This window comes from Nocardia sp. NPDC023852, assembly GCF_040639505.1.
Lineage (GTDB): Bacteria > Actinomycetota > Actinomycetes > Mycobacteriales > Mycobacteriaceae > Nocardia.
Genome location: NZ_JBFAAB010000027.1, coordinates 51,830 through 77,435 on the forward strand (window position 1 = coordinate 51,830; position 25,606 = coordinate 77,435).

The window sequence follows — 25,606 nt, forward strand, 5'->3', positions numbered from 1 at the left end:
GGATCGCCGCGGTGCGCCGGTGCCGGAGGTGAGCAAGGCGTCGGGGACGTTGCCCAGGTTCGCGTCACGCCAGCCGTGGTACCGGACCCCGGCGACCGCCCAGGCGTCCTCAGGCCGGGGGTGGCGCAGAACCGGGGCGACGTCGATCCTGCGCCGGACGGTAGTAGCGAATCGACCAGTCGAAACCTCGATCAGCCCTGCTGGGTCGGTACCACGATCAGCTCGGCGATGTTCACGTGCTTCGGTGCCGCGATGGCGTACGCGATGGCGTCGGCGATGTCGCCGGGTTCGAGGATCTCGATCTCCGTGCGCCATTGCTCCAGCCCGGCACGTTGCTGCTCGTCCTGCATGCCCGAACCGAGTTCGGTGCCGACGAAGCCGGGTTCGACATTCTTCACCCGGACGCCGCGCGGGCCGAATTCGGCGCGCAGGTTCCGGGTCAGATGCGCGACCGCGGCTTTCGTGGCGCTGTACACGGCGTAGTTGGGGAACACCATGTGTCCGCCGACCGATCCGACGAGCACCAGATCGGATCGCCTTCCCTCGGCCGCCGCCGTGAGCAGGTCGTCGATGAAAGCCCTTCCGGTGTAGAGCAATCCGTTGATGTTCGTGCCGACCATCTGGTCCCACTCGTCGGTGAGCGCGGACTCGAACGGAGCGGCGAGCATGACGCCGGCGTTCGCGACGACGAGGTCGACGGGCCCGAATGCCGCACGCACTGTGGCGGCGGCGTCCCGTACGGACTGCTGGTCGGCGACGTCGGTGGCGACGGCGAGTGCGTCACCACCGATCTCGGCGGCGAGTTCCTCGATACGATCCTTGCGCCTGCCGAGCAGGGCGACTTTGGCGCCGCCGTGGGCGAGCTGCCGGGCGGTGGCGGCGCCGATTCCACTCGATGCTCCGGTGACTACGGCGACGCGGCCTGTGCTGTTGTTTGTCATGCCACCACGGTCGTATCCGGCGCCGTCGCCTGCCAGGTCGCGGACTTCCTGGTAGTCGCGGGGCCACCCAGGGAAGGCCCGGCTCACCTAGGCTCGGGACATGGACTCCGACAATCAACTGGGCGCTTTCTTGCGGGCGCGCCGCGAGCTGGCCCGACCGGAGGACTTCGGGATGTTGGGCGGCGGTCAGCGGCGTGTCGCCGGCCTGCGCCGCGAGGAGGTCGCTCTGCTCGCGGGCGTGAGCGCCGACTATTACGTGCGCTTGGAGCAGGGCCGCGACAAGCACCCCTCCGAGCAGGTCGTCACGGCGCTGGCACGGGTATTCGCTCTCGACGAAGAGGGCACGGCGCATCTTCGAGAGCTCGCGCGACCGGCGGTCAAGCGGCCGCGGGCGCCGCGACGGCCCGAACGTGTAGCGCCCGGACTGCTGCGGCTGATGAACGCGTGGCCGAACACACCCGCGCTGATACTGGGCAGATATCTGGACGTGCTCGCGGCGAACCCGCTGGCCGTGGCGGTCAACGCCTGCTCGACCCCCGGCGTCAACCAGGTGCGCATGGTCTTCCTCGACCCCGAGGCGTGCAACGTCTACGCGGATTGGCCGACCATCGCGGCCGACACCGTGGCGAGCCTCCGGGCGACCGCGGGCACCGACCTGGACGACCCTCGATTCACCGAACTGGTCGGGGAGCTGTCGCTGAAGAGCGAGGAGTTCCGTCGGCTGTGGGCGCGCCACGACGTCCGGGTGAAGACGGCGGGGGTCAAACGCTTCCGCAACCCGATGGTCGGCGAGCTGACCCTCTCCTACGAGACACTGAGTGTGAACGGCGCGCCGGGCCAGCTGCTCATCGCCTACCATGCCGAGCCGGGGTCGGCGTCCGAGCGGTCGCTCGCCTTGCTCGGCAGCCTGATCGCGGCGGACAAGACTCCGGACGACCGACGTGACGTAGCGCAGCCGAGCGCGGAGCGGATCAGCTGAGCCGATCGGCGACCGTGTTGGGAGGACGTGCACCTGCGGTTGCTCGAGATCATTCAGTGCGGGCCCGCGCCACAGCCGATTCGGCCTCCCGCAGCGTGGCCAGGTCGCTGGACGCTCGTACGGACGCGGCCGGCCGTTCGAAGCGATCAGGTCGACGTCGACGGGATCGACCCGCAGCCGGTAGCCAGGCGCCACGCCCGCCACGCGCTCGGCGCCGACCGCCATGCGGGAGACCAGCGCCTAAAGGGCGTTGGCCCCGTTCGCCGGCGGTGGTCCGCCCAGGTCGCGTCGATCAATCCGGCCGCCGAGATCACGCGGTCCGCTGCCACGGCCAGCCGTGCCAGTCGACCGGAATCGCCGCATTCCTCGAGTGTTCGGGCGGTTTGCGCCCTGTCGAGACTGTGGTGGAGCGAGGATCTAGATACCTCGCCGGTGCGCATGCCCGGCGCCGTAATCAGGACAGACAGGACCAACATGACGATGCGAGTGGGTGCGATAGCGGCGGTGTTCGGGGCCGCGGCGATGTGTGCCGTGCCGTCGGCTGGAGCCACCGTGACGCAGGTCGGGACGTATCCGGGCCTCGATTTCGGGTTGGCGACGAACTACGGGACGGGGTGCACCTACACCGCGCGTGCCACAGTCACCGACGTCGTCGCGCCGGTTGTCTTCTACGACAACGGAGTTCCCTTCGGCGTGGTGCGCCCCTCCGGCGGCGTCGCACTGATCGACTGGGTGCCCGCCACCCCCGGTATACACACCGTCAGCGCGGTTCAGGAGCCGGACGCCCCGTTCGCCGCGAGCACTGATATCCGGGTCGGCACTGGAGTGCATCTGGGTTACGCCTGCACCGTTTTCGGCGGCTGACGGCGCTGCGGGATTGTCGTTCGGTAACGGCTTGCGGCCAGGTGAGCGGCATGACAACCGTCATGCCGCAGCCGTCGATGACCATCGGCGCTCCGACCGCGTTCATTGTCCTGGCGCCGGTACTGTCGGTTGCGGCGGAGTGCTGAGCTCGACCTTTCATCGTGGGAGGAAGTGATCATGCGAAGCAACGGACCGATCGTGGTCGGTGTGGATGGATCCGCCGGATCGGCGGCGGCGGTCGCGTGGGGCGCGCAGACGGCGGCACTGCACAACGCATCCTTGCATCTCGTTCACGTCGTCGATCCGACCGCCGACTATGGGCCTGGGATCACCGAGCCGCTCACCAGCACGGACTATGCCCGGTTGGAGGGGCACGGGCGCTGGGTGCTCGACACCGCCCACCAGGAGGCGCTCCTCGCAGTCCGCGCTTTGCACGACATCGACGTCACCACCGAGCTGGTGCACCAGGTCGTCGGTCCGGCGCTGCTGGACCGTACCGTCGAGGCGCGCACGATGGTGGTCGGCACTCGCGAGCGTGGCACCGTGCGGCGAGCGCTGCTCGGCTCGGTCAGCGCGGCGCTGGCGCGGCGGGCGCACTGCCCGGTGGTCGTAGTCCGGGAGGGACCGCCGCTCACGGCGAAAGCCAGGAAGCAACCGGTCGTGGTCGGCGTAGACGGCACTCGGATCAGCGAACCCGCGATCGAGGCGGCGCTGATCGAGGCGTCGGCGCGGAAGGTGCCGCTCTTGGCGCTGCACGCGTGGACCGGCGTCGGGCTGCCCGCCGCAGAGGATGCCGACATCGCCACCGACCCCGAGAAGCAGATCGTGCTCGCGGAGAGCTTGGCCGGATGGCAGGAGCGCTTCCCCGATGTCGAGATCCACCGTGAGATCGTGACGGATCGGCCTGCGCGCTATCTGCTCGAACGGTCCGAGCGCGCGCAGCTGCTCGTAGTCGGCAGCCGGGGTCGCGGTGGGTTCGCCGGCATGCTCTTCGGCTCGACCAGCCAGGCGCTGCTGCTGTCGGTGGAGTGTCCGATCATGATCGTCCGCGACCCGCAGTGACCGGGTCCGTGCCGAGGGTGGCGAGCCGATCCTTCACCTCGGCCTCACGCCCCCGTCGTCGACCCGGGCCGGACGATCATCAGGACGGTGACCACCGCCCACAGCAGGTTGAACACCCCGGTGTCCATGGCGAGGCGACGGATCAGCGCCGGGGTTGTCCCGGTGAGGTCGGCGAGAATCTTCTGCTGGCCGGGCAGGACGAGTAGCGCGAGCACGCCCGCCGCGGCGACGGTCACACCGATCGACGCCACCAGCCAGGCGTCGCCGAGCACGCCGAGGCTGAGCGCGGTGAGCAGGCCGAAAACCGGAACGAGGAGGCCGAGGAGGGCGTAGACCCGGCAGATGCGGTGCAACGTGCCGAGGACGGCCGGGCCGTGGTCGGTCGCTGGTGTGGTGCGGGCACGCCGCGTGGTCGCGGGAAACATGCTCGCCGCCACCGTCACCGGGCCGACGGCGATGATCACGGCCAGCACATGGACCGAGAGCAAGAACTTTGTCACAGCGCTCGACGCTAGCCAGCGCTGCGAGCCGGAGGAACGGGCAGAATTGCCATATCTCGGTCGATTCTCGCCATCTAGCTGCTTCTGGTGGTTGCATCCGAATATGCAGCTCGGTGGTATTGGCTGGAATTGACTGCCGAACTACTCTTTTGCCATGCAGACTGTGGCCGTACTCGCCTTGGACCAGGTGATCGCATTCGATTTGGCCACGCCCGCCGAGGTATTCGGCCGCGCGCGGCTGCCCGATGGCCGTCCCGCGTACCGGGTACGGGTCTGCGGGGCCGCACCGGCGGTCGACGCCGGAGTGTTCACGCTGCGACCGCCTTGGGGACTCGAAGCGCTGGCCGACGCGGACACGATCGTCGTGCCCGGCTGTTCGGACCCCAGCCTGCCGGTGCCGGACGAGGCGATCGCCGCGCTGCGCCTTGCCGCCGCGGCGGGCACCCGCATCGCGTCCATCTGTTCCGGGGCGTTCGTCCTCGCCGCCACCGGACTGCTCGACGGGTATCGCGCGACCACGCACTGGCTCGCCGCGGCGGAACTCGCCGCCCGCTATCCGGCCGTCGAGGTGGATCCGGATGTGTTGTACGTAGACAACGGGCAGCTGCTCACCTCGGCGGGCGCGGCGTCCGGAATCGACCTGTGCCTGCACATGATTCGTCGTGACTACGGCTCGGCCGTCGCCGCCGACGCGGCCAGGCTGTCGGTCGTTCCGCTCGAGCGGGAAGGAGGGCAGGCGCAATTCATCGTGCACGACCAGCCGCCCACCCCGCGCGGCTCGACGCTGGAACCTGTCCTGCTGTGGATGCAGGACAATGCCGCGAAGGATCTGACCCTGGACGACATCGCCGCGCATGCCGGGATGAGCACACGCACCCTCAACCGTCGCTTCCGCGAGCACACCGGGACCACACCGTTGCAGTGGCTGCTCCGTGCGCGTATCCGGCAGGCCCAACACCTGCTCGAGTCCACGGGGCACGCGGTGGACCGGATCGCGGGTCAGGTGGGATTCGGCTCGCCGACCGCGTTCCGCGAACGGTTCAAGCGGGTGGTCGGGACCAGTCCGCACCGCTACCGGGCGGCTTTCCACGGATCTGGCGGAGTGGTTTGACAAGCTCGGTGGGGAGGGGGATAAAACCGGAGTAGTACGCTCCGGTTCTCGGTAGGATGCGGTCGTCGAATCCCCTGGCGATCCACCATCGAAACGAGGGACTGCTCCGATATGACCGAGAGTGACGCAACACCCCAGCTCGACCCCGCCGCCATCGACTTCGAACAGGCCTATCGCAGCGGCGCGGTCGCCGAAGGCGTCGTCATGGACCGTTTACCGTGGGAAATCGGCAAACCGCAGCCGCTGCTCGTCGAGTTCGAACGCGCGGGCCGAATCTGCGGCGACGTGCTCGACATCGGCTGCGGCCCAGGCGATTCCTCGATCTATCTGGCTGGACTCGGCTATCGGGTCACGGGGCTGGACCTGGCACCCACCGCCGTAGAGCGGGCCCGCGCTCGCGCCGCCGAGTGTGAGGTAGCGGTGTCGTTCGCCATAGCCGACGCCACCGAGCTCGCCGGCTACGACGACCGATTCGACACCGTGGTCAGCAGCGCCCTGCTGCACTGCCTGGACCAGGGGCAGCGCGCAGCGCACGTAGCGGCGCTTCGGCGGGTGATGCGGCCGGGCGCCCGGCTGATCCAGTTCTGCTTCGCCCGGACCGAACACAGCGACGCCTACGCGCCACACTCGATCGAGGAATCCGAGCTGTCGGGCACGTTCGACCTGCCGGACTGGCGGCGGACGGCGCTGCGGCCCGACGTGCTGACGGCTATCACGCCGCCCCCGCCGATACGGGAGATGCTTGCCGGACGTGGGGTTCCGCTGGAGTTCGACGAGGAGGGTGCGCTGTTGCTGCCTGTCTGGGTACTCGAAGCCGTGCGGATCTGATTGCTTCTGGCGACCGATGATGCGGTATTTGCTCTGACGTTGGTGGTGTTCAACTGGCCGCGGCGTGCGCGGGACGGCTGGGTGATCGGCGACGGCTCAGGGCTGCGGTCGCTGTATCCGGTCGGTGCGGCGCTCACTCTGCCGGCGTGGCGGTAGCGGGTATCTGCTCGCTTGCGGCGGCGAATCGCCGGTTTCAGGCGTCTCGCCATTTGATCGAGCAGCCCATGCTGGGCCGCTGCGGTTCCGGCACGGGTCTGCCTGCCAGCACGGCCTCGATGGCGTCGCGCAAGTCGCTGCCGGTCACGGGCTTTCCATTGCCCGGCGTCGATTCGTCGAAGGCGCCGCGGTAGGCGAGTTCGAAGTTCGCGTCGTAGAGGAAGAAATCCGGGGTGCACGCGGCGCGGAACGCCCGCCCGACTTGCTGGGTCTCGTCGACGAGATAGGGAAAGGTCCAGCCGGCACGGATCGCCTGATCGCGCAGCCGTAGTGGTGCGTCCTCGGGGTAGGCGGCCGCGTCATTGGTGCAGATCGCCACCGTCGGCAGGGACGGCAGCGAGTCGACCAGTTCGCCGAGCGAGGCTTCGATGTGTTTGACATAGGGGCAGTGGTTGCAGGCGAAGACGACCAGTAGTCCCGGTCCGGCCTCGAAATCGTTGCGGGAGTAAATCCGCTGGTCGAGGTCGGGAAGGGAGAACTCGGGTAATGGGGTACCCAGGGTAACCATGAGTGATTCGAACGCCATGGTGTGCCTTCCGTCGGGATCGAGGACGACACCCGGAGCCTAACCCCGTACCGCCCGGTTTGTCGGTAATCGGACGGCGCGCCGTCGATCGGCGTGGCGCGCCGTCTACCTGGCCAGATCCGAGGGATCGGTGTTCGCGCCGCACAGCACCACGCATACCCTCTCACCGGGGTTGGGCCGGAACGCGGGATTGTCGCCGAGCATCGCCGCCAAGGCTGTCGCCGCACCGTGTTCGACGGCCACGCGGCGGTCCGCCCATATCGCGCGGCGGGCCGCGACGATCTCGGCGTCGTCGACCAGCACCGAATCCACGGCGAAGTGTTGTGCGGCCGCGAGCGCCATCTCCGAGGTGCGGCGCGCGCCGAGCGAGTCGGCGGCGATCGAGTCGACCTCCACGTCGACGACTCGCCCCGCCGTGATCGCGGCGTTGAGCGCACGGCAGCGCACGGGCTCGACTGCGACTACCCGGATGCCGTAATGGTCAGCGGCTGTGACGATGCCGGAGAACAGTCCGCCACCGCCGACCGCGACCACGACCGCGTCGAGGTCCGGGATCTTCCGGTGGATCTCCTCCATCAGCGTGCCCGCACCGGCCGCGATGAGCGGGTTGTCATAGGCATGGGAGAGCAGCGCGCCGGTCGCGTCGGCGAATTCATGGCTGGCCGCCAGCGCATCGGCGTACTGTGTGCCGATCAGCCGCACGTCGGCTCCGTAGGAGACCAGCCGGTCCACCTTGACCTTAGGCGCGGTTGTCGGCACGAACACCGTCGCCCGGACCCGCTGACTGCGCGCCGCCCATGCGCAAGCCAGCCCGGCGTTGCCGCCCGAGGTGATCGTTACGCCCGCCGCGGGCAGCGCGCCGTTCTCGCGATGGGAGAGCAGAAAGTTCTGCGCGCCACGGGCTTTGAAGCTTCCGGTGTGCTGCATGAACTCCAGTGCGAACCACAGCTCACCGGTGGTGTCCGCCTGCGCGACGCTGACCGGCCGCACCTGACCGGCGAGCCTTTCGGCCGCGGCCTTCACATCGCTGTGGGTCAGTTCCATGGTGCTCCTGGGGACATGGTCGGATAGCACCGCTCAGTGCTCAGTGCTCAGTGCTCAGTGCTCAGTGCTCAGTGCTCAGTGCTCAGTGCTCATGGCGGTGCGGGGCGAACTCCAGGGTAAGCAGGGCCGCGGCGGCCACGACCACCTCGCGCCAGCGGACCAACACGTAGCGCTGATCGGCCAGCGCGTGGAATTTGCGCAGGAAACGGTACAGCGATTCCAGCCGGATCAACGGATCGCCCAGGTGCACCAGCAGGGCGATAAGCCGGGCCGTCCGCGACTTGTGCTTGTCGGCGAACAGTTCCGGAAACGGCGCGAACGCAAGCGAGATCCGTTGGATGTCATGGGTTTTCGCGTATTCCACTAGATCGACGATCATGCGTTCGTCCAAGCCGTTGGGTGCGTCACCGCGCCGCCACGGGACGTCGAGGCTGAGTTCGCGACCGCGCCCGGACATGCCGTAGCGCTGGAAGCCGGCCGGACTGCCGTTCGCGTCGTTGGCGATGACGACCAGCATGTTCGGGTTACGCGCGTCCAACAGGTGGTCGAGGATCATCGAGAAGCCGCGGGTCTGCCTGCCGCGGCGCCATTCGTCGACGATGGCGAGCAGCTCCGCGCGCCGAGCATCGGTCAGCGCCGACTCGTACAGCACTTCGGTGGTGACACCGAAGTTCCTGGTGCGATTCACGGCCTGGCGAAGGTTGCGGAACTTGCGGCCGACCAGGTCGAACTCGTTGACATCGAGCACCACGTCGCGGCCGATCGGCACCGCGTGCAGCCCCCGGTGTTCCAGCGCCCGCAGCCGCCACAGATCGGCCAGCTCCGGGCTCGCGCCGAGCACGGCGATCCGCCAGCCGTGGTCGACCGCGAACTCGGAGAATTGGGTGAGCAGTTCGGGGAAGGCTGCGCGGTCGCCGAGCGGATCGCCCGCCACGACGGCGATTCCGAAGCGGGTGCGGTAGCCGATCGCCGCGGTCGAGTGCTCGTTGAAGAAATAGGTCTTGGACGAATGCAATGCGAACGGCGCCAGCGCGTCGCCCTGGGTACGGCCGACCAGTTCGGCCATCCGGTACAACTGGTCGGGCTGCGGTCTGCTGGACTGCGGCAAGACCAGTACGAAGCCAGTGGCGGTGAGCAGGAGGAAGCCGACGCCGGGGTGCTGGGCACGGTAGGCGAGGTGGGCGATGGCCAGCACCAGCACGGCGGCCGTGAAATGCGGGAGAGTGATCGGGCGGCGCAGGTGCAGGCCGCGGGCCACGAAGAGTCCGGCCAGTGCGAGGGCCACGAACCAGCCGTGGTCGACGCCGTCATGCGAGGTCGCGTCGGCCTCGTACGTCAGTATCGCGGCGATCACGACCGCCGCGGTGATCAATGTCATGCGGGTCGCGGGCGTGGTGGTGAAGGAGGCTTCCCGGTAGCCGGTAAGCGTGGCGGCGCGTAGCGTGCGCGATCCTGCGGTTTCCCGTTTGTCGGACACGCCGATACTTGCCCCGTTGTCGCGTTTCCCCAGCCACGACGGTCTCGCCATGGTGATCCTCCCGGTGATCGCCTACCGACACACTATGCGGGACCAGCGGTTTCCATGGGCAATGTCTCATCGGGCCCGGGCCACGCGGCCGACACCTGGCCCTGGCCTCAGCCCCAGGCGAAACATCGGATGAATCCGAGTCTATTCCGCCGTGGTGCGGAAGGTGCGATCGAGCAGCGCGAACAGGTCCCGCAGGTGCCGCTCGTAGGCGTCTTCCCGGAACGCCGCCGTATCGCGCATGGTGAAGCTGTGCGGGGCGTCCGGGTAGACCACCGAGGTGTAGCGCACGTTCGCGGTATCCAGCGCCGCTTCCAGCCGCTCGATCTGGTCGGGCGGCATCGAACCGTCCTGGTCGGCGTGGGCGATGAACAGTTCCGCCGTCATGCTCGCCGCGGCATGGTGCGGACTGTCGGAGCGGTCGTCGGCGGCCAGGTAGCCACCGTGGAAGCTCGCAGCGGCGGCCACCTGGCCGCCGAAGGCCGCCGCGGTGCGCAGCGCCAGTCGGCCACCCATGCAGTAGCCGGTCGTGGCGAGCAGGCCTGGGGTGACGACCTCGGAGGTGGCGAGCCGGTCGAGGTAGGCGTTCGCGTCCTCGATCGCCTTCTCCGGGGTCAGCGCCGCGCGCATGGGACCGAGCGCCGCGAAAAACGCCGCGTGGGCCTCAGGGTCGCTCCGATCGGGCATGGGCACGACCGGGGCGCGGCCGGAGCGGTAGAAGATGTTGGGCGCGAGCACGGTGTAGCCGTGCGCGGCGATCGTCTCCACCATTTTCCGCAACCACGGCCGCAGGCCGTAAGCGTCCATGAAGAACAGCACCCCGGGATGGCGAGCGCCGTCGTCGGGATGGGCGAAGTAGGAATCGGCGGTACCGTCGGGGAGCGATAGGTCGATCTGTTCGAATGTGACGGGCGAAGTCATCAGGCCTCCATGAGAATGCGAACAACCAGTGCGATCCTAGGTAGCTCAGCGTGCCGTGAGCTGGGTGCCCGACGGCAGCAGCGTGAGAACCCTTCGGCGGCAGACCGATTACTCGAAGTCGGTATCGTAGATCACCGAAGGCGCCTCTGATTCAACAAGGAGTTTCGGTGACATCGGGCCGATTCTTTCGATTGCTATGGAATTGCCGATTTTCTACGGCGTGTAGCCGACATTTTCACTTCGACGTTGTCATGCTCAGTTGGATCGCTGATCCGTACCGATCGCCTTGTGACTGGGCGCGACGAGAGGTCTGAACTGTGAAACTGATCTGGATGGCGGTTCCCGCGCTGGTCGCAGCCACCGTGTCGGGGTGCTCCGACGATACGTCGGCGAGCAGGGAATCGACATCGACCAGTGCCGCCGCCGTGGCCGCGAGTGCGGTGCACGCGACGCCGGATGCGCGCGACGACGACGAGTCAGCCAGTATTGTCCGGATTTTGCTGGGTGAGATGAAGACAGTCTCGGTGCCCGCAGACGCGGTGCTGGATATCAGGGTGCCGGTCGCATGGGGCGAGGCGGCCGACGCTATTCGCTGTACTGTGACCGAAAGTTCGGGAAGGAATGAAGATCTGCGGTCTTCGGACGTGAAGAAGACCGAGACCGTCGGCGGCACGGAGTGGATGACGCTGTGGACGTTTTCCTCAGCGCCGACCGGTGACGTCACCGTCGGCTGCAAAGATCCGGAATCGAAAATTGCCGCAGCGCATCCCGATCCGTACATTCGCGTCGCCGCGCGCGGTGTTGTTCCCGCCGCGCCGCACACTCCCCGCTGACCGCAGCGGAGAGGTGGCTCGGTAGCCGGGATCAGTACGGCGCTGCTCGCGGTCTTCGAGACGGAAGGTTTCGGTCGGTGGTTGAGGTAGCGTCGGCGAGGTGGACGAGGTCGGTGGCACGGGGGAGTATCGCGAGCGACCGTCGCGGTTCGGGGGGGGCCGTGTTGTGGACCAGGGCCATCGACGGCATGGACCCGGTGCTGCCCGTGCTGCCTGACGGCTGCATGGATTTGATCTGGAGGGCCGGGCGGCTGATGGTCGCCGGGCCGGATACTCGCGCCCATCATCCACCGGCGTCGGACGGCGCCCGGTACGTCGGCGTCCGGTTCTCGCCCGGCACGGCGCCCGCGCTGCTCGGCGTCCCCGCGCACGAGGTGCGCGATCAGCGGGTTGATCTCGCGAATGTGTGGCCCTCGTCGGCGGTCCGGTCGCTCGTGGGACAGCTCGAGGCGGCCGACGATCCGGCCGCGGCGCTGGAAAAGGTCGTACTGCGCCGCGCAGCCGTGGCCGATCAGGCCGATCCACTCGTGGGGCGGATGGCCGCCGCGTTGGACGCCGGTTGGTCGGTGGCGGCGATCGCCGCCAGCGCCGGAATGGGCGAGCGGGCCCTGCATCGCCGGTCCTTGGCCGCGTTCGGCTACGGCCCCAAAACCCTTGCCAGAGTGCTGCGCATGCAACGCGCCCTGGCGGCGGCCCGCCGTGGCGTGCCGCTCGCCGAGACCGCGGCGCTGGCGGGGTTTGCCGACCAGGCGCACCTGTCCCGTGAGGTGCGCGCACTGGCAGGGATGCCGTTGACGGAGTTGCTTGCCAGGTCGTAGCGCCTCGTAGTGACCGAGTCGAATTCGGTGCGTGGTCGAGCCGCGAGGTTGATGGGACGCGTAGGTTACGCGGTCGAGATCCGTGCGCCGGCAGCCCTGGCTATCCGGTGGTGGTCGGGAGGGGGGCGTAGAGGTCGATCCCGTTGCCGTCGGGGTCGTTGACCACCGCGTAGCGCTGGCCCCAGAAGGCGTCCCAAGGTTTCAGCTCACCGTGGTAACCGGCGTCCACCAGGTCGGTATAGACGGCGTCGACCTCGGCGGGGTCGGCGCAGCGGAAGGCGATGCCGACGCGGCCGCCGCCTTGCGGGGGCGTCCAGTCGGGATAGAACGACCGGATGACGCCCTCGGTGTCGAGCGCGAGCCGCAGGCCGTTGGGCACGGCCGCCTCGGCGTGCGCTTCCTGCTCGGAGTCCGCGGGAAAGTCGAGGCCGAGACGACGATAGAAGGCGACCGCTGCTGCCATATCGGTGACGACGATGCTGATCACGTCGAGTTGTGGAGTCATATCGGCAGCATAGGCAGCGTCGAAAGGCCCGGTCTTGAACGAATCGGACAACCGGTCAGCGCGCTGGTGCGGGGACGAGCTCGGCGATCAGGTTCTCCACCAGGATGCGGATGCGGTCGCGGATGGTGCGGACCACGTCGAGGGTCTGCTCGGAGGGGTCCGGGAGCACCCAGTCGCGATAGCTGATGCCGGGGAAGTACGGGCATGCGTCGCCGCAGCCCATCGTGACCACGACATCGGAGATGCCGATGGCATCCATCGTGAGTGGCTTGGGGGTCTGGCCGGAGATGTCGATGCCGATCTCGGCCATAGCTTCGACCACGGTCGGGTTGAGCCTCTCGGCAGGCGCGCTACCCGCCGACCGCACGTCGATCCGGTCGTCGGCGAGCGCGGTGAGTAACCCGGCGGCCATCTGCGATCTGCCCGCGTTGTGCACGCAGACGAACAGCACACTGGGTTTGTGGGCCATGAGAACGCCTTTCGATGAGCAGAGCAGGGAGTGTGCTGGTCGCTGGGCCCGCTGCCCGGCGTGGTTGGTGCCGAAACGCTTTCGGAGCGTATGAGATACGTATACCAGCGCGCCGCGAATCGTTACCGCGCAGCATTCGTTCGCTTGCGGATGAGTGCACACGCCATGGGGTGATCCCAGGTCACAGGCTCGAAGCGGTTGCCACAGCATTTGCGGGAACATGGCCCGTCGTCTGGATAGACCGGACTGGACGATAAATCAGATGCTTGTGCCGAAGTCGATCCGTGGCGCTCGGCCATCGAGTCGAACGTCGTCGGTCGGCGCCTGTCCGAATGCTTCGCGAAGTGTTTGCCGCACCGAAAATTCAGCACTCTGGACGAAGCCGTCCAGGGCCGCACCTTCTCATGGTCGGCGCAACAGTGCCAGGCGATCGCTCAGAGCGGCCGCATATCGATCATCTTGCGCAGCCGCTGGCGGTCACGTTCGAGGCGGCGGGCTTCGTAGGCGATCGGGAAGTAGCGCAACCGCTCCGGCAGCAGTGGGACGGTCCGCGCGATCAGCCAACCGAGGGCGCGGAGCTTGCGTTCATCGGACGAGGTCCACGTCAGGCCCAACTTCTGCCTGGCGACCTCGGGTGTGGTGCCGACCGTCACGAAGTATTGGAGCCGGCCGATCGGCGTCACGGCCCACTTCCAGGCCGGTCGCAACGCACGCGGCAACTGCTTCGGCGGGGCGACGGAGCGGATCACCCGCAGGTAGTCGCGCGCGGTGGCGGTGGCCACCAAGTGATTGGCCACGGTGTCCGCGAAGAAAGTCTCGAACTCGGCGTAGCTCGCCGGAATCTCCTTGGCTGGCACCGAGAAATTGCGCATCAGCTGCAATGTCTCCTGGAAATACGCCTCTTTCTCGGCCGCGGTGAGCGGGCGGCGGGAGAAATACTCGGCGCTCTCGGTGAATGCGAAGGTTCCGGTGTGCAGCACCCAGGCCCACGGGCCGCTGGACAGCGCGGTGTGCCGTACGCCGTCGGCGTCGGTGGTGTTCAGCGACGCGTGCAGGTGGCGAAGCCGGTCGGCCTCGGCGAGCGCCTCGTCCCCGCCGTAGATCCACATCATCACCGAGGCGAGGCTGCGCACCGCGCGGCCCATCGGGTCGGTGCGGAAGGTGGAGTGTCGGTCCACCACCGCGGAGATGGTCGGCTCCATGGTCTGCAGCAGGAAGGCGGAACCAGCGGTCAGCGAAAAGGTGATCAGGCCGGTCTCGTCCCACATCCGGGTGTTCGGTGCGATCGGGCGCCGGGGTGCGACGGACGCGGTCATCGTGATCTCCTTCGATCAGCCGAGCTCAATATAATGAGATGATATCTATAACAATCTCTCATCGTCTATCTGTCGTTGCCGTGCGCCGCTGCCCCTAGGCTCTACCAGCATGACGAGTCAGTGGCGTGCGCGCACCGGCCGGATCGCGGTGCTGACCGGCGCGGGCATCTCGACCGATTCCGGCATCCCGGATTTTCGCGGCCCGCGCGGAGTGTGGACGAAAGATCCGATCGCCGAGCTGCTGTCCACCTATCAGAGCTATGTGTCCGACGCCGACCTGCGCGCGCGTGCCTGGTTGGCCCGGCGCGACAATCCGGCCTGGCACGCCGTCCCGAACCCCGCGCACAACTCACTCGCGGACCTGGAGCGGGCCGGTCGAGCGGTCACCATCATCACGCAGAACATCGACCGTTTGCACCAGCGCGCGGGGTCCTCGCCCGACCGTGTAATCGAGATTCACGGCAACATGTTCGAAGTGGTCTGCATCGAGTGCGACTACCAGACCACGATGGCCGCGACCCTGGAGCGCGTGGCCGCGGGCGAGCCCGACCCACCCTGTCCCGACTGTGGCGGCATCCTGAAGGCTGCCACCGTCATGTTCGGCCAGCAGATGGACCACCGCACCCTGACCAAGGCCACGATCACCGCGGAGGCGAGCGAGATCTTCTTGGCCATCGGTACCTCGCTTCAGGTCGAGCCAGCTGCCTCGATGTGTTCGATCGCCGTCGGAAGCGGCGCCGACCTGGTCATCGTCAATGCCGATCCGACGCCCTACGACGTCATGGCGACCGAGGTCGTCCGCGAACCCATCGGCACGGCCGTACCCCGCCTGGTCGCGGAGATCCTCGCTGCCTGACTGGACGACGGTGCTCCATCGTCTTTCGGACGCGTCAGGTCAGCCGACCGGGCCGAGCACGCGATCGACGTAGGCGTTGGCGAACCGACCCTTCGGGTCGAGGCGTCGACGCACCTCGGCGAAACGGTCCCAGTCGGGATAGCGGTCGCGCAGGGTTTCGGCGGTCTGGAAGTGGCGCTTGCCCCAGTGTGGCCGTCCGTCGTAGCGGTCGAACACCGCTTCGCAGGCACGGAAATACGGCTCGTATGCCATGCCGCGGTATTGGTGCACCGCGATGTAGCAGGTCTCGCGGCCACCCGCGGGGGAGAGGAAGGCGTCGTCCGGCGCGACCCACCGCACCTCGACGGGCATCGGTGTGCCGAATTTCGCGGTCACTTCTTTGATCTCGCGGATCGCTTCGACGGAGTGCGCCCGCGGAACGGCGTACTCCATCTCGATGAAGCGGACCAGGCGCGGCGAGGCGAACACTCGATAGGAACGGTCCACCTGGCGGCGGTAACTGCCCGCATAAGCGGCGCTGCGCTGGATCAACGGGGCCAGGCGCGGCTGCCATCGGCTCAGCTTGCACACCCCGTCGAACAGGTAGTTGGACATCAGGATGTCCGTGAGCCAGTCCACAGCCTTGCCGCGGGGCTGCTCCGGTAGTGCCACACGGTTGTTTCGTTTGGTCATGGCCAGGGGGCTGTGCGCGAACATGTAGAACTCGAAGTGGTCGTTGCCGTCGACGAACGAATCCAGGTCGGCGAGCACGTCGTCCACCGGCACCGGTCGCTCGATCCCCTCCAGCACGAAGGAGGGCACCATCCGCACCGTCACGGCGGTGACGACGCCGAGGGCGCCGACGCTGACCCGCGCCGCGCGCCAGCCGTCGGGGTCGGTCCGCGCGTTCAGCTCGACCCGGCTGCCGTCGGCGAGCATCAGCTCGATCGAATCCAGTGCGGCGGAGAGGTTTTGCAACGTGGCACCGGTGCCGTGGGTGCCGGTGGCGGTCGCGCCCGCCACCGTCTGCACATCGACGTCGCCCAGGTTCGGGAAGGCGAGGCCGTGCTCATGCAGTGCGTTGCTCGCGGCGTTCAGGGTGATACCCGCCTCGAGCCGGACAAGCCCGGTGGCGCGGTCCACATCGAGGACCTGGTTCAGGTTCGCCAGGTTCAACAGGATGCCGTCGGTGAGAACGGTGTCGGTGAATGAATGACCCGCGCCCGCGACGCGCACGGTTTGCCCGTTGGCCTCGGCGTTGCCGAGTAAATCGGCCACTTCGTCGGGGGAGCGCGGAGTGGCGAAGGTCGCCGGCGCACACTGCTGATCGCCGGCCCAATTCACCCACAAATTGGTCATGTGACCAATTTACGGGAGCGATTGTGATGTGCGCTACCTAGGCCGGAATGTGCTACCTCCTGCGATTCGCGCAGGTGAGGTGCTTGGCCTTCTCGACTTCCTCCTCGGCCAGCGGCGGGACTTCGAGATGCTGGCGCGGGACGCCGTCCGCGCGCACGCCGTTGAGTGCGATGGCCATATATCGCTGCCAGACGTCGGGATTGACCGGCTTCGCGAACTCGGCGATGCCGTCGACCATGTGTATGAGCGCGAAGAAGTCCGAAGGCTCGATTCCCTCGGCGAGGGCTCCCGCGGCGCGTGCGCGCTCGCAGATGGCGGTCACGGTGGGCTTGATCCGATCGCGGACGACGATGAATCGGTTCGTGTGGTCGTCCTCGAGCTCGAGCATGACCTCGCTGAATCCGCGGTTGGTGGCCATGTGTCTGCACGCGTATTCGAAGAATTCGACCAGTCCGAACCATGGGTCCGGGTGTCGGTATGCGGCGTCGGCGGCGTCGGCGAAATCGCTCAGGTTCTGGTCGAAGACTTCGACGATCAATTCCTTTTTGTTCGCGAACCGGCGGTAGACCGTACCGACGCCCACGCCCGCGCGTTCGGCCACGTCGTCGAGGGTGATCTCGAGTCCGTGGTCGGCGAACAGTTCGCGCGCCGCGGCGATGATCCGTTGCTGATTGCGCGCAGCATCGGCACGTAGGCGCCGGGGCGGGGAGGCGACCGTGGCGTGATTCACAAGTTCATTCTATCAACTACCCGGGATTAAACGGAGGCAGTATCTCCGTTATGATGATATCGTCTTCCAGTAAGCGGAGGTGACGTCTCCGCATCATACTCGAGGCAAAGGGTACACATGACTACCACGATCGAGCGCGGGGCATCCGCCACCGACAAAACAGGAACTGGGGGCCGCGGATCACACGCGCTGCGCTGGTGGGTGCTCGCCGTGCTCGGCGTCGCACAGCTAATGGTGGTCCTCGACGCGACCGTAGTGAACATCGCGCTGCCCGCGGCCCAGCAAGACCTCGGCTTCAGCGACGGCGACCGCTCCTGGGTGGTCACCGGCTACGCGTTGGCCTTCGGCAGCCTGCTGTTGCTAGGGGGACGCCTCAGTGACCTGTTCGGCAGGCGCAATACCTTCATCATCGGCCTGATCGGCTTCGCGGGCGCCTCAGCGGTCGGTGGGGCGGCCACCAGTTTCGAAATGCTCGTGGCGGCGCGCGTCGGGCAAGGCGTCTTCGGTGCGCTGCTCGCGCCGGCCGCGCTCTCCCTGCTCACCGTGACCTTCACCGAGCCGTCCGAGCGGGCGAAGGCGTTCGGCATCTTCGGTGCGGTCGCCGGTACCGGCGGCGCGATCGGCCTGTTGCTCGGCGGCGCGCTCACCGAATGGGCGTCCTGGCGCTGGGTGATGTTCGTGAATCTGGCCTTCGCGGCGGTCGCTCTGGTCGGCGCGGTACTGCTACTGGCCAAGCATGCGGGCACCGATCGGCCCAAGCTCGACATCCCGGGCACCGTCGTGGTCACCGCGGCCCTGTTCGGCATCGTCTACGGGTTCTCGCACGCGGAGTCGCACGGCTGGACCGACAGTGTCACTCTCGCCTTCCTGATCGGCGGCGCGGTGCTGCTCGCGGCGTTCGCCTGGCTGGAGACCCGGGTCGCACACCCCCCTGCTCCCCATGCGGATCGTGCTCGATCGCATGCGCGGCACCTCCTACCTGACGGTGTTCGTCATGGGCATCGGCATGTTTGCGATCTTCCTGTTCCTCACCTACTACATGCAGCTGACGCTGGGGTACTCGCCGATCATGACCGGCGTGGCCTTCCTGCCGATGGTCGCCGCGATGGTGGTCTCCTCGACCACCGCACCCTCCTTATTGCTGCCGAAGGTCGGACCGAAAATCGTAGTCAGCGGCGGCTTCCTGGTAGCGGCGGGCGGTATGGCCTGGCTGACCAGGATCGGCCTGGACACCGGCTACACCACGCACATTCTGCCCGCCCTGATCCTGCTGGGTCTCGGTCTCGGCGGCGCGATGGCGACCGCCTTCCAGGGCGCGACCTCGGGCGTGCAGCATGAGGACGCGGGCGTGGCCTCGGCCATGATCAATACCAGCCAGCAGGTCGGTGGCTCTATCGGCACAGCCTTGCTCAGCACCATCGCCGCATCGGCGGCCGGCGATTACCTGTCCACCCGCAAGCCGGACCCGCTGACCGTCGCCCAGTCCGCGATCGAGAGCTACACCACCAGTTTCTGGTGGGCCACCGCGATCTTCGTGGCAGGCGCGGCGCTCACCGCGGTGCTGATGCCCAGCACGGCGCCAGCGCCGGTCGAGGGGGAGCCGGTGCTCGCGCACTGAGGTCCGGCAGCGCCCATGGCGCTGTGCATTCCGATACGGCCGAGCGGCCGCCGCATACGACATAGTCGTGAGCGGCGGCCGCTCGGCCGTGAACGGTATGTTCAGGCCGATTCGGCAGGCCGTGCGGCGAACGGTCTTGGTTTGTGAGACTGGTATTCGGCTAGGTGGGTCGGGGTCCGAACGCAAACGGTACGAGGAAGACTTGCCGGCGTTCGGTTCGGAGCGGACTGTCCGGTCGGCGGTCGGCGGGATGCGGGCTGCCGACGAGGACCACTGTTCGTGGCGTCCCGGCTGAACGGATCGAACGGTACTGCCGATAGCATCGCGCTGGTGGCATGCGGCTCGGTGGTCGGCAGGTGCAGGGTATCCCGCTCGGACTGTCGGTTACGTCACGTGCGGGCAATGGCGCGACGGTACGTTTCCGCGCTCGGGTGCGGTGCGAAGCGAGGCTCCCTTGACTGATCGGCGTCGCAATTGTCATGGGATGCTTTGCGATCGGGATTCCGATGATTCCGCCGACAGTGGCATGGGTAGCCAACAGTCTGCTACCTCCCCCTTCTCGGTCGGCGGGCACCACCTTCTCCACCCGCATGCTCGAGGTTCGTAGACTCCTCGGATCGGGCGCGGCGGTCCACGCGCTCGGCTGCCTGAGGGAGCGGTGGTATCGCCGGGACGGCTGTGGCCGACGAGGGCATGGCACGGTGGATAACTGGTACGGCTCGGCGATCGACCGGAATGGGACGCGACGGAAGGGGGTCAGGCAATGAGTGGTTCAGCGGCGGGTTCGACGCCGGCCGGACAGTGGCGGCCCGCGGCACGGCTCACCGTGCTGCTCGATGAGGACGACAAGTGGCGGCACACGCCCCTGTACCACGAGATCGTGCGACGTGCCAGGGACGCCGGCCTGGCGGGCGCCAGCGTCTGGCGCGGCATCGAAGGCTACGGATCATCCTCGCAGATCCATACCACCCGGATCCTGGACATCGCCGACCATCTGCCGCTGGTACTGACGCTTGTCGACGAGTTCGACCGGCTGCGTGCCTTCGTCGAGCAGAACGCCGAACTGTTCACCTCGATCAACACCACGCTCACGCCGCTCGAGCTGTGGCAGGGAGCCGCCCGATGACAGTGCTGCCCGTCGTGCCCAGCGGAAAGCTCGGTGAATCTGCCCGATATCCGGCAGAGCCTGTGGTGCCAGCGCGTTTCGATTCTCCCCTGCCGTCCTGCACGCAGACCGTTACCATTGTCGGTTCGGCGCGGTTCGGCGGTCTGGGCGGTGCGGGGGCGGGCGATCGACTGCTCGCCACCGCGGGAATAGGCTTCCGCGGTGCGGCGACCACGCTCCGCACGTTCGGCTTCGAAACGATCCGGCCGGTGGCTGTCGGTGCTCGCGCCTGCGCCGCGGGCACCGCCGTGATCGACGTGGCCGCGGTCGCCACGACCGGACGGTCGTGGCCATGATTCTGATGACGAGCCGGGCGCAGCCGATAAGGAAGGGAGACCCGAGCATGGCCCATGATCGAGCCGGGCGTCCCGCGCGTTCCACCGATCTGGAAGACATCGCACATCTGGTGACGGCGTACTACAGCCATGTCCCCGATCCGGAGAATCCGGCCCAACGTGTAGCGTTCGGTACTTCGGGACATCGCGGCTCCAGCCTGGACAGCGCGTTCAACGAGGCGCACATCCTCGCGATCACCCAGTCGATCGTGGAGTATCGCGCCACCCGCGGCATTACTGGACCGGTGTATCTGGCCAGGGACACACACGCCCTGTCCGAGCCGGCCTGGACCACAGCACTGGAGGTGCTCGCCGCCAACGAGGTGACCGCCGTGATCGATGCGCGCGGCCGCTACACCCCGACACCGGCGCTGAGTCACGCTGTCCTGCGCCACAATCGGGGCGGCGCCAAGCACCAAGCCGACGGTATCGTGGTCACCCCCTCGCACAACCCGCCGGGCGACGGCGGCTTCAAATACAACCCCCCGCACGGTGGCCCGGCCGACAACACGGCGACCGACGCCATCGCTGCCCGCGCCAACGAACTGCTGCGCGGCGGCCTCGCCGAGGTCAAGCGCACCACGCTGCGGCAGGCGCTGGAAACCGGCGTCGAACGCTACGACTACCTCGACCACTACATCGCTGATCTGCCGAACGTGCTGAACCTGGACGCGATCCGTGGCGCGGGCATCCGGCTCGGTGCCGACCCGATGGGCGGCGCCAGCGTCGACTACTGGGAGGAGATCGGCCAGCGCTACGACCTCGAGCTCGAGGTGGTCAACCCGGTCGTCGACCCGACCTGGCGGTTCATGAGCCTCGACAGCGACGGCAAGATCCGGATGGACCCGTCCTCGCGCTACGCGATGGCATCGCTGATCGCGATCAAGGACGACTACGACATCTCCACCGGCAACGACGCCGACGCCGACCGGCACGGCATCGTCACCCCCGACGGCGGGCTGATGAACCCGAACCATTTCCTCGCGGTGGCCATCGAATACCTCGTTGCCAACCGGATGGGGTGGGATGCGCTGACCAAGATCGGCAAGACGGTGGTGACCTCGTCCATGATCGACCGAGTCGTCTCGGTGCTCGGCCGCGACGTGCACGAGGTCCCGGTCGGGTTCAAGTTCTTCGTGCCCGGATTGTTCAGTGGGAGTCTCGCTTTCGGCGGTGAGGAGAGCGCGGGCGCATCCTTCCTGCGGATGGACGGCAGTGTATGGACCACCGACAAGGACGGCATCCTGCTCGCGCTGCTGGCCGCCGAGATCGCCGCGGTCACCGGGCAAAGCCCCTCGGCGCGCTATGTCGAACTCGAACGGCGCTACGGCAGCCCCGCCTACGCCCGGATCGACGCACCCGCGACGGCGGAACAGAAAGAGCTGCTCGCGAAGTTGACACCGGACATGATCACCACCAAGGAGATCGCCGGAGAATCGGTCACCTCCGTGCTCACCAGAGCGCGGGGGAACGGCGCTCCGCTGGGCGGGCTCAAGGTGACCACCGAGAACGCGTGGTTCGCCGCCCGCCCCTCCGGCACCGAGGACAAGTACAAGATCTACGCGGAGTCGTTCCACGGCGCCGAGCACCTGACCGAGGTGCAGGCGGCCGCGGAGGAATTGGTGGGGCAGGCGTTATCCGGTGAGCAGTAGATCCAAGCCCCTGCCCACCGAGATCTGGGTGTTGGTCGGGGGCGCGTTCGTCATCGCCATCGGGTTCGGCCTGGTCGCCCCGGTACTGCCCCAGTTCGCGCGCGGGTTCGGCGTGGGCGTGGCCGCGGCCTCAGCGATCGTCTCCGCGTTCGCGTTGATGCGATTGCTGTTCGCACCATTGAGCGGGCGGCTGGTACAGCGGCTGGGGGAGCGGTCGGTCTACTTCGGCGGGCTGTTGATCGTCGCGCTTTCCACCGGCGCCAGCGCGCTGGCCCAGAGTTATTGGCAGCTGATGGTGTTGCGGTCGCTCGGCGGGATCGGGTCCACCATGTTCACCGTGTCGTCGCTGGCGCTGGTCATCCGGATGTCGCCGCCCGAACAGCGCGGGCGGGTGTCCGGCCTATGGTCGACCAGCTTCCTGGTCGGCTCAGTGAGCGGGCCACTAGTGGGCGGCGTTCTGTCCGGGCTCGGGCTGCGGTGGCCGTTCGTGATCTACGCGGTGGCGTTGCTCGGAGTCAGCATCGTCGTGCACCTGAGCCTGCGGAACTCGGAGCTGGCCGCGCCCGAGCCGCTCGGCGGGTTCCGCATGATGTCTTTCCGGGAGGGGTTGACTCGGCCGGAATACCGCGCTGTGCTGGTTTCCAACTTCGCCAACGGTGCGGCCGTATTCGGCGTGCGGATGGCGCTGGTGCCGCTGCTCGTGGTGGAGGTGCTGCACCAGGCGCCGGGAATGGCCGGCGTCGCGCTGACCGTGTTCGCGGCAGGTAATGTGGTTGTCCTGTTCGCCTCCGGACGATTGTCCGACCAGTGGGGACGCAAACCGTTCGTGATCGTCGGCTCCCTCGTGTGCGCGGCGGGCACCGCGGGGCTCGGCATGGCGACGAGTGTGCCGTGGCTGCTGGCGACATCCTTCCTCGCCGGGCTCGGCTCCGGTCTGTTCACCCCGGCCCAGCAGGCCGCGGTGGCCGACGTCATCGGCCCCAAGGCACGCGGCGGGCCCGTCCTGGCCGGCTTCCAGATGGCAGCCGACCTCGGCACGGTCATCGGTCCTGTCGCCGTCGGCGCCCTGGCTCAACAGCTGTCTTACGGCCTGGCCCTCGGCGTGACCGGCGGCCTCCTCGCCCTCGCCGCGGCCGTCTGGGCCGTCGTCCCCGAACCCCTGCGCAGGGCGTCAACCCATCCGGAATGCCCTCCTGATCACCTTTGCGGCGCGGATGGTGCGGAACATCAGATAACGCAGGTCGACCATACGGTCAGCGATGCGGTCAGCGCGCCGGTGACGGACAGTGTGGTACCGGTGGTGGTCGAGAAGGACGTCAGTTCCGGTGTGCGTGACCGCCACTGACCGAGGGACGCGTGGCCCGGAGGGCAGCGGGGTGGTTGGCTGGGGCAAAGTGTCGGTGTGAGCGAATCGCGTTCGAATTACACTCCGCGGCCGATGTCCAGTGTGACCACCTATGCGCTGGGCGGGGTCGCTCTTGCGTTGATCGTGCTGATCGTCATCGCGGCGATTCGGTGGGGACGGGATGAAGCGACCGTACGCAACGACGGCTACGGTCCGGTGCGCGATCCCGGGGTCGGCGCGGTACTGGAGCAGGACGGCTCCATTCTGCTCGGTCGCCCCGATGCGAAGAAAACCATAGATATTTTCGAGGACCCGCTCTGCCCTGGCTGCGGCAACCTGGAGCACATCTATGGCCAGGAGATCGCGCAGAAGATCGATGAGGGCAAGCTTGTAGTGCGCTATCGCCTCGTGAACTTCCTCGACTCGCGTTCCCGCAGCAAGGACTACTCCACCCGCGCGGTGGCGGCGAATCAATGTGTTGCCCAGGGCGGTTCCGGCTCGGTCTATTCCAAGTTCCACCTGGAGCTGTTCACCACCAAGCGGCCGAGCGAAGGCGGCGCCGACCTGACCAACGCAGAGTTGGCCGCGATCGCCATGGACGCTGGAGCGTCGGAATCGGTTCTGCAGTGCGTCTCCACCGGAGCCAAGGTCGACTCCGCACGCGCCACCGCCAAGGCGCAGACCGACGCTCTGGGCGCGGCGCTCGGCGGCTCCGCGGCCACGCCCGCTGTCTTCGAGGGCACGACCAAGGTCGATGTCAACGCCGAGGACTGGGTGGTCTCGCTCACCAACTGATCCCAGGCACCGTAGTGCTACTTGCCGCGCTTCTCTTCGACCCGTTGCACCGTGATCGGCTGCGGGAGCTGCGCGCCCGCTTCGCGACGACCTCGCCCTTCTCCGAGGACCCGTGAATGGGAGGCCGAGTCGCCGATTCCACCATCGACGACCCGGCCCACTCCGCGGCGCGATCCCACATCCCAGCCCCCGCGACCGCTGCGCGCCGAGTTCTTCAGTTGGTCTATGGGCCGGGTCGTCGACTCCACCTGCCGACGACCCGGCCTGGGCACTCGATGACGCGATCCGGATGACACGGGAATCGCGCACCGAGAAGTCCGGCTAGTTCTTCGCGGAGCGGATGTGCCGTTCGGGACTTCTTCGCCGATCAATCCGGCTTTCGCCCGCCCGTATGCGATCTCCCCATCGGCATGGTCCGACAGAACAGAATCCGCCCACCGCTTCACGTCGTTCCGTTGTCCGCGAACGCCTTCGAGCGACGGTGCCACCAGCGGACCCGCACCGGATATCGCCGCGTCACCGGACCAGAAGCCATCGATCATCCACTCATCGCTGAGGGCCGAACTGCCCCGAGTGGAGAGGCGATCGTAATCGAACATGCGTTCGAGTCTAGATATTTCAGGCCGCCTCCGCTACCCCGGAATCGGGGCGATTTGGTGGCCGACACACCGTTGGTGTAACTTCATTCAGGCGCACGGGGAAGCCCGGAGCGCAACCCACCAGGGGCTATGGCGCAGCTGGTAGCGCACCACACTGGCAGTGTGGGGGTCAGGGGTTCGAGTCCCCTTAGCTCCACTCAAATGGGCATGGTCTGCCCATAGAGTTATTGGCAGTCCCGAGGTCCATTTTTCCCACCGGATCTCGGGATTTTACATTGGCGAACTCAGCCTGATGGCATCCCGTGGCCGGACCTTGCCCCCGCACACAAGTTTCTGGCCGAAAACTCGCGGAATAGCACGGGGAATCGCCGAAATGAGTTATTAGGAGGCTGGCCTTCGGTCGTGTGGCCCGGATGGTCGGGGGCCCGCATGTGTTCCCGCGCCCCTGCAGCCTCCGGAGCGCTTCGCGTCCCCTTCGAGATGGGCTCTCTGCCCACTCTTGACCCGTGTCTGCCGACGGAAGCACGAAAATGCCGCATGGCGCGCTGACCGAATCGGCCAGCCTACGGTGCTGGAAGGTTAATCCGGCCGTAGGCATCCGAGCCTGGCCCAACGCACCATCATGCCCTTGGTCTCAATGGGTCAGCGCAACACTGGAATCTCCTGGTGAGGAACGGATGTGATGCGCGATGGCTTCGAGCAGACCACTGTCGGA

General features: G+C 67.4%; 25 protein-coding genes, 1 tRNA gene and 1 pseudogene. 16 read left to right on the forward strand and 11 right to left on the reverse strand.

What is annotated here, in order from left to right; genetic code table 11:
• Positions 1–191 precede the first annotated feature (191 nt).
• Positions 192–941 carry an SDR family oxidoreductase gene (locus AB0H00_RS27030; RefSeq protein ID WP_357271718.1) on the reverse strand — a complete coding sequence of 250 codons (750 nt, stop codon included), beginning with the start codon at positions 939–941 and terminating at the stop codon, positions 192–194.
• Between the two features lie 100 nt (positions 942–1,041).
• Between AB0H00_RS27030 and AB0H00_RS27035 the strand changes: the two genes are divergently transcribed.
• From AB0H00_RS27035 to AB0H00_RS27045, 3 genes are all read left to right on the forward strand, one after another.
• Positions 1,042–1,920, forward strand: a complete 879-nt coding sequence (locus AB0H00_RS27035; protein WP_357271720.1) for a helix-turn-helix transcriptional regulator — start codon at positions 1,042–1,044, stop codon at positions 1,918–1,920.
• Between the two features lie 474 nt (positions 1,921–2,394).
• Positions 2,395–2,784 (forward strand): hypothetical protein, encoded by a 390-nt coding sequence (locus AB0H00_RS27040; RefSeq protein WP_357271722.1) that lies wholly within the window; start codon positions 2,395–2,397, stop codon positions 2,782–2,784.
• A 177-nt stretch (positions 2,785–2,961) separates the two neighbouring features.
• Complete coding sequence (locus tag AB0H00_RS27045) at positions 2,962–3,846, forward strand: universal stress protein (protein ID WP_357271724.1); 885 nt, start codon at positions 2,962–2,964, stop codon at positions 3,844–3,846.
• A 44-nt stretch (positions 3,847–3,890) separates the two neighbouring features.
• Here AB0H00_RS27045 and AB0H00_RS27050 read toward each other — a convergent pair whose 3' ends face one another.
• Positions 3,891–4,346: a hypothetical protein gene (locus tag AB0H00_RS27050; protein ID WP_357271726.1), complete on the reverse strand. Its 456-nt coding sequence runs from the start codon at positions 4,344–4,346 to the stop codon at positions 3,891–3,893.
• A gap of 154 nt (positions 4,347–4,500) precedes the next feature.
• Here AB0H00_RS27050 and AB0H00_RS27055 point away from each other — a divergent pair, with 154 nt between their 5' ends.
• The 3 genes from AB0H00_RS27055 (at position 4,501) to AB0H00_RS27065 (ending at position 6,441) form a co-directional block, all read left to right on the forward strand.
• On the forward strand, positions 4,501–5,457 hold the full coding sequence (locus AB0H00_RS27055) for a helix-turn-helix domain-containing protein (protein WP_357271728.1): 957 nt from the start codon (positions 4,501–4,503) through the stop codon (positions 5,455–5,457).
• 111 nt (positions 5,458–5,568) lie between these two features.
• A complete protein-coding gene (locus AB0H00_RS27060) occupies positions 5,569–6,285 on the forward strand; it encodes a class I SAM-dependent methyltransferase (RefSeq protein WP_357271730.1) in 717 nt (238 codons plus the stop codon).
• Positions 6,286–6,441: a hypothetical protein gene (locus AB0H00_RS27065; protein WP_357271732.1), complete on the forward strand. Its 156-nt coding sequence runs from the start codon at positions 6,286–6,288 to the stop codon at positions 6,439–6,441.
• A 37-nt stretch (positions 6,442–6,478) separates the two neighbouring features.
• On the opposite strand, the gene AB0H00_RS27070 is transcribed toward AB0H00_RS27065, so the two are convergent.
• The 4 genes from AB0H00_RS27070 to AB0H00_RS27085 all read right to left on the reverse strand — a co-directional run bounded on the left by AB0H00_RS27070 (position 6,479) and on the right by AB0H00_RS27085 (position 10,517).
• Positions 6,479–7,027, reverse strand: coding sequence for a thioredoxin family protein (locus AB0H00_RS27070; protein ID WP_357271735.1), 549 nt, complete (start codon positions 7,025–7,027; stop codon positions 6,479–6,481).
• A gap of 105 nt (positions 7,028–7,132) precedes the next feature.
• The gene (locus AB0H00_RS27075; protein ID WP_357271737.1) at positions 7,133–8,071 is read right to left on the reverse strand and encodes a threonine/serine dehydratase; all 939 of its coding nucleotides are present in this window, start codon (positions 8,069–8,071) and stop codon (positions 7,133–7,135) included.
• An 82-nt stretch (positions 8,072–8,153) separates the two neighbouring features.
• Complete coding sequence (locus AB0H00_RS27080) at positions 8,154–9,599, reverse strand: phosphatidylglycerol lysyltransferase domain-containing protein (protein WP_357271739.1); 1,446 nt, start codon at positions 9,597–9,599, stop codon at positions 8,154–8,156.
• Between the two features lie 141 nt (positions 9,600–9,740).
• Positions 9,741–10,517, reverse strand: coding sequence for a dienelactone hydrolase family protein (locus AB0H00_RS27085; RefSeq protein ID WP_357271741.1), 777 nt, complete (start codon positions 10,515–10,517; stop codon positions 9,741–9,743).
• Between the two features lie 425 nt (positions 10,518–10,942).
• Between AB0H00_RS27085 and AB0H00_RS27090 the strand changes: the two genes are divergently transcribed.
• Positions 10,943–11,350 carry a hypothetical protein gene (locus AB0H00_RS27090; RefSeq protein ID WP_357271743.1) on the forward strand — a complete coding sequence of 136 codons (408 nt, stop codon included), beginning with the start codon at positions 10,943–10,945 and terminating at the stop codon, positions 11,348–11,350.
• 113 nt (positions 11,351–11,463) lie between these two features.
• Positions 11,464–12,168, forward strand: coding sequence for a helix-turn-helix transcriptional regulator (locus tag AB0H00_RS27095; RefSeq protein WP_357271745.1), 705 nt, complete (start codon positions 11,464–11,466; stop codon positions 12,166–12,168).
• Positions 12,169–12,268: 100 nt separating this feature from the next.
• On the opposite strand, the gene AB0H00_RS27100 is transcribed toward AB0H00_RS27095, so the two are convergent.
• The 3 genes from AB0H00_RS27100 to AB0H00_RS27110 form a co-directional block, all read right to left on the reverse strand.
• The gene (locus AB0H00_RS27100; RefSeq protein ID WP_357271747.1) at positions 12,269–12,673 is read right to left on the reverse strand and encodes a VOC family protein; all 405 of its coding nucleotides are present in this window, start codon (positions 12,671–12,673) and stop codon (positions 12,269–12,271) included.
• A 55-nt stretch (positions 12,674–12,728) separates the two neighbouring features.
• A complete protein-coding gene (locus AB0H00_RS27105) occupies positions 12,729–13,142 on the reverse strand; it encodes an arsenate reductase ArsC (protein ID WP_357271749.1) in 414 nt (137 codons plus the stop codon).
• 434 nt (positions 13,143–13,576) lie between these two features.
• A complete protein-coding gene (locus AB0H00_RS27110; protein WP_357271751.1) occupies positions 13,577–14,458 on the reverse strand; it encodes an oxygenase MpaB family protein in 882 nt (293 codons plus the stop codon).
• 109 nt (positions 14,459–14,567) lie between these two features.
• Between AB0H00_RS27110 and AB0H00_RS27115 the strand changes: the two genes are divergently transcribed.
• A complete protein-coding gene (locus AB0H00_RS27115) occupies positions 14,568–15,314 on the forward strand; it encodes a Sir2 family NAD-dependent protein deacetylase (protein WP_357271753.1) in 747 nt (248 codons plus the stop codon).
• 39 nt (positions 15,315–15,353) lie between these two features.
• On the opposite strand, the gene AB0H00_RS27120 is transcribed toward AB0H00_RS27115, so the two are convergent.
• Positions 15,354–16,652 carry a D-arabinono-1,4-lactone oxidase gene (locus tag AB0H00_RS27120; protein WP_357271755.1) on the reverse strand — a complete coding sequence of 433 codons (1,299 nt, stop codon included), beginning with the start codon at positions 16,650–16,652 and terminating at the stop codon, positions 15,354–15,356.
• Between the two features lie 52 nt (positions 16,653–16,704).
• Positions 16,705–17,382 (reverse strand): TetR/AcrR family transcriptional regulator, encoded by a 678-nt coding sequence (locus AB0H00_RS27125; RefSeq protein ID WP_357271757.1) that lies wholly within the window; start codon positions 17,380–17,382, stop codon positions 16,705–16,707.
• 117 nt (positions 17,383–17,499) lie between these two features.
• Between AB0H00_RS27125 and AB0H00_RS27130 the strand changes: the two are divergent.
• From AB0H00_RS27130 to AB0H00_RS27160, 7 genes and pseudogenes are all read left to right on the forward strand, one after another.
• A pseudogene (locus AB0H00_RS27130) lies at positions 17,500–19,000 on the forward strand (MFS transporter).
• Positions 19,001–19,763: 763 nt separating this feature from the next.
• Positions 19,764–20,126 carry a DUF190 domain-containing protein gene (locus AB0H00_RS27135; RefSeq protein ID WP_357271759.1) on the forward strand — a complete coding sequence of 121 codons (363 nt, stop codon included), beginning with the start codon at positions 19,764–19,766 and terminating at the stop codon, positions 20,124–20,126.
• Positions 20,123–20,461: a fluoride efflux transporter CrcB gene (locus tag AB0H00_RS27140; RefSeq protein ID WP_357271761.1), complete on the forward strand. Its 339-nt coding sequence runs from the start codon at positions 20,123–20,125 to the stop codon at positions 20,459–20,461. Before AB0H00_RS27135 ends, AB0H00_RS27140 begins: the two co-directional genes overlap by 4 nt.
• Before the next feature lie 47 nt (positions 20,462–20,508).
• On the forward strand, positions 20,509–22,152 hold the full coding sequence (pgm, locus tag AB0H00_RS27145) for a phosphoglucomutase (alpha-D-glucose-1,6-bisphosphate-dependent) (protein ID WP_357271763.1): 1,644 nt from the start codon (positions 20,509–20,511) through the stop codon (positions 22,150–22,152).
• Positions 22,142–23,497: an MFS transporter gene (locus AB0H00_RS27150; RefSeq protein ID WP_357271765.1), complete on the forward strand. Its 1,356-nt coding sequence runs from the start codon at positions 22,142–22,144 to the stop codon at positions 23,495–23,497. Before pgm ends, AB0H00_RS27150 begins: the two co-directional genes overlap by 11 nt.
• A 93-nt stretch (positions 23,498–23,590) precedes the next feature.
• Positions 23,591–24,292: a thioredoxin domain-containing protein gene (locus AB0H00_RS27155; RefSeq protein ID WP_357271767.1), complete on the forward strand. Its 702-nt coding sequence runs from the start codon at positions 23,591–23,593 to the stop codon at positions 24,290–24,292.
• 722 nt (positions 24,293–25,014) lie between these two features.
• Positions 25,015–25,087: transfer RNA gene (locus tag AB0H00_RS27160), tRNA-Ala, on the forward strand.
• The last annotated feature ends 519 nt before the right edge of the window (positions 25,088–25,606 follow it).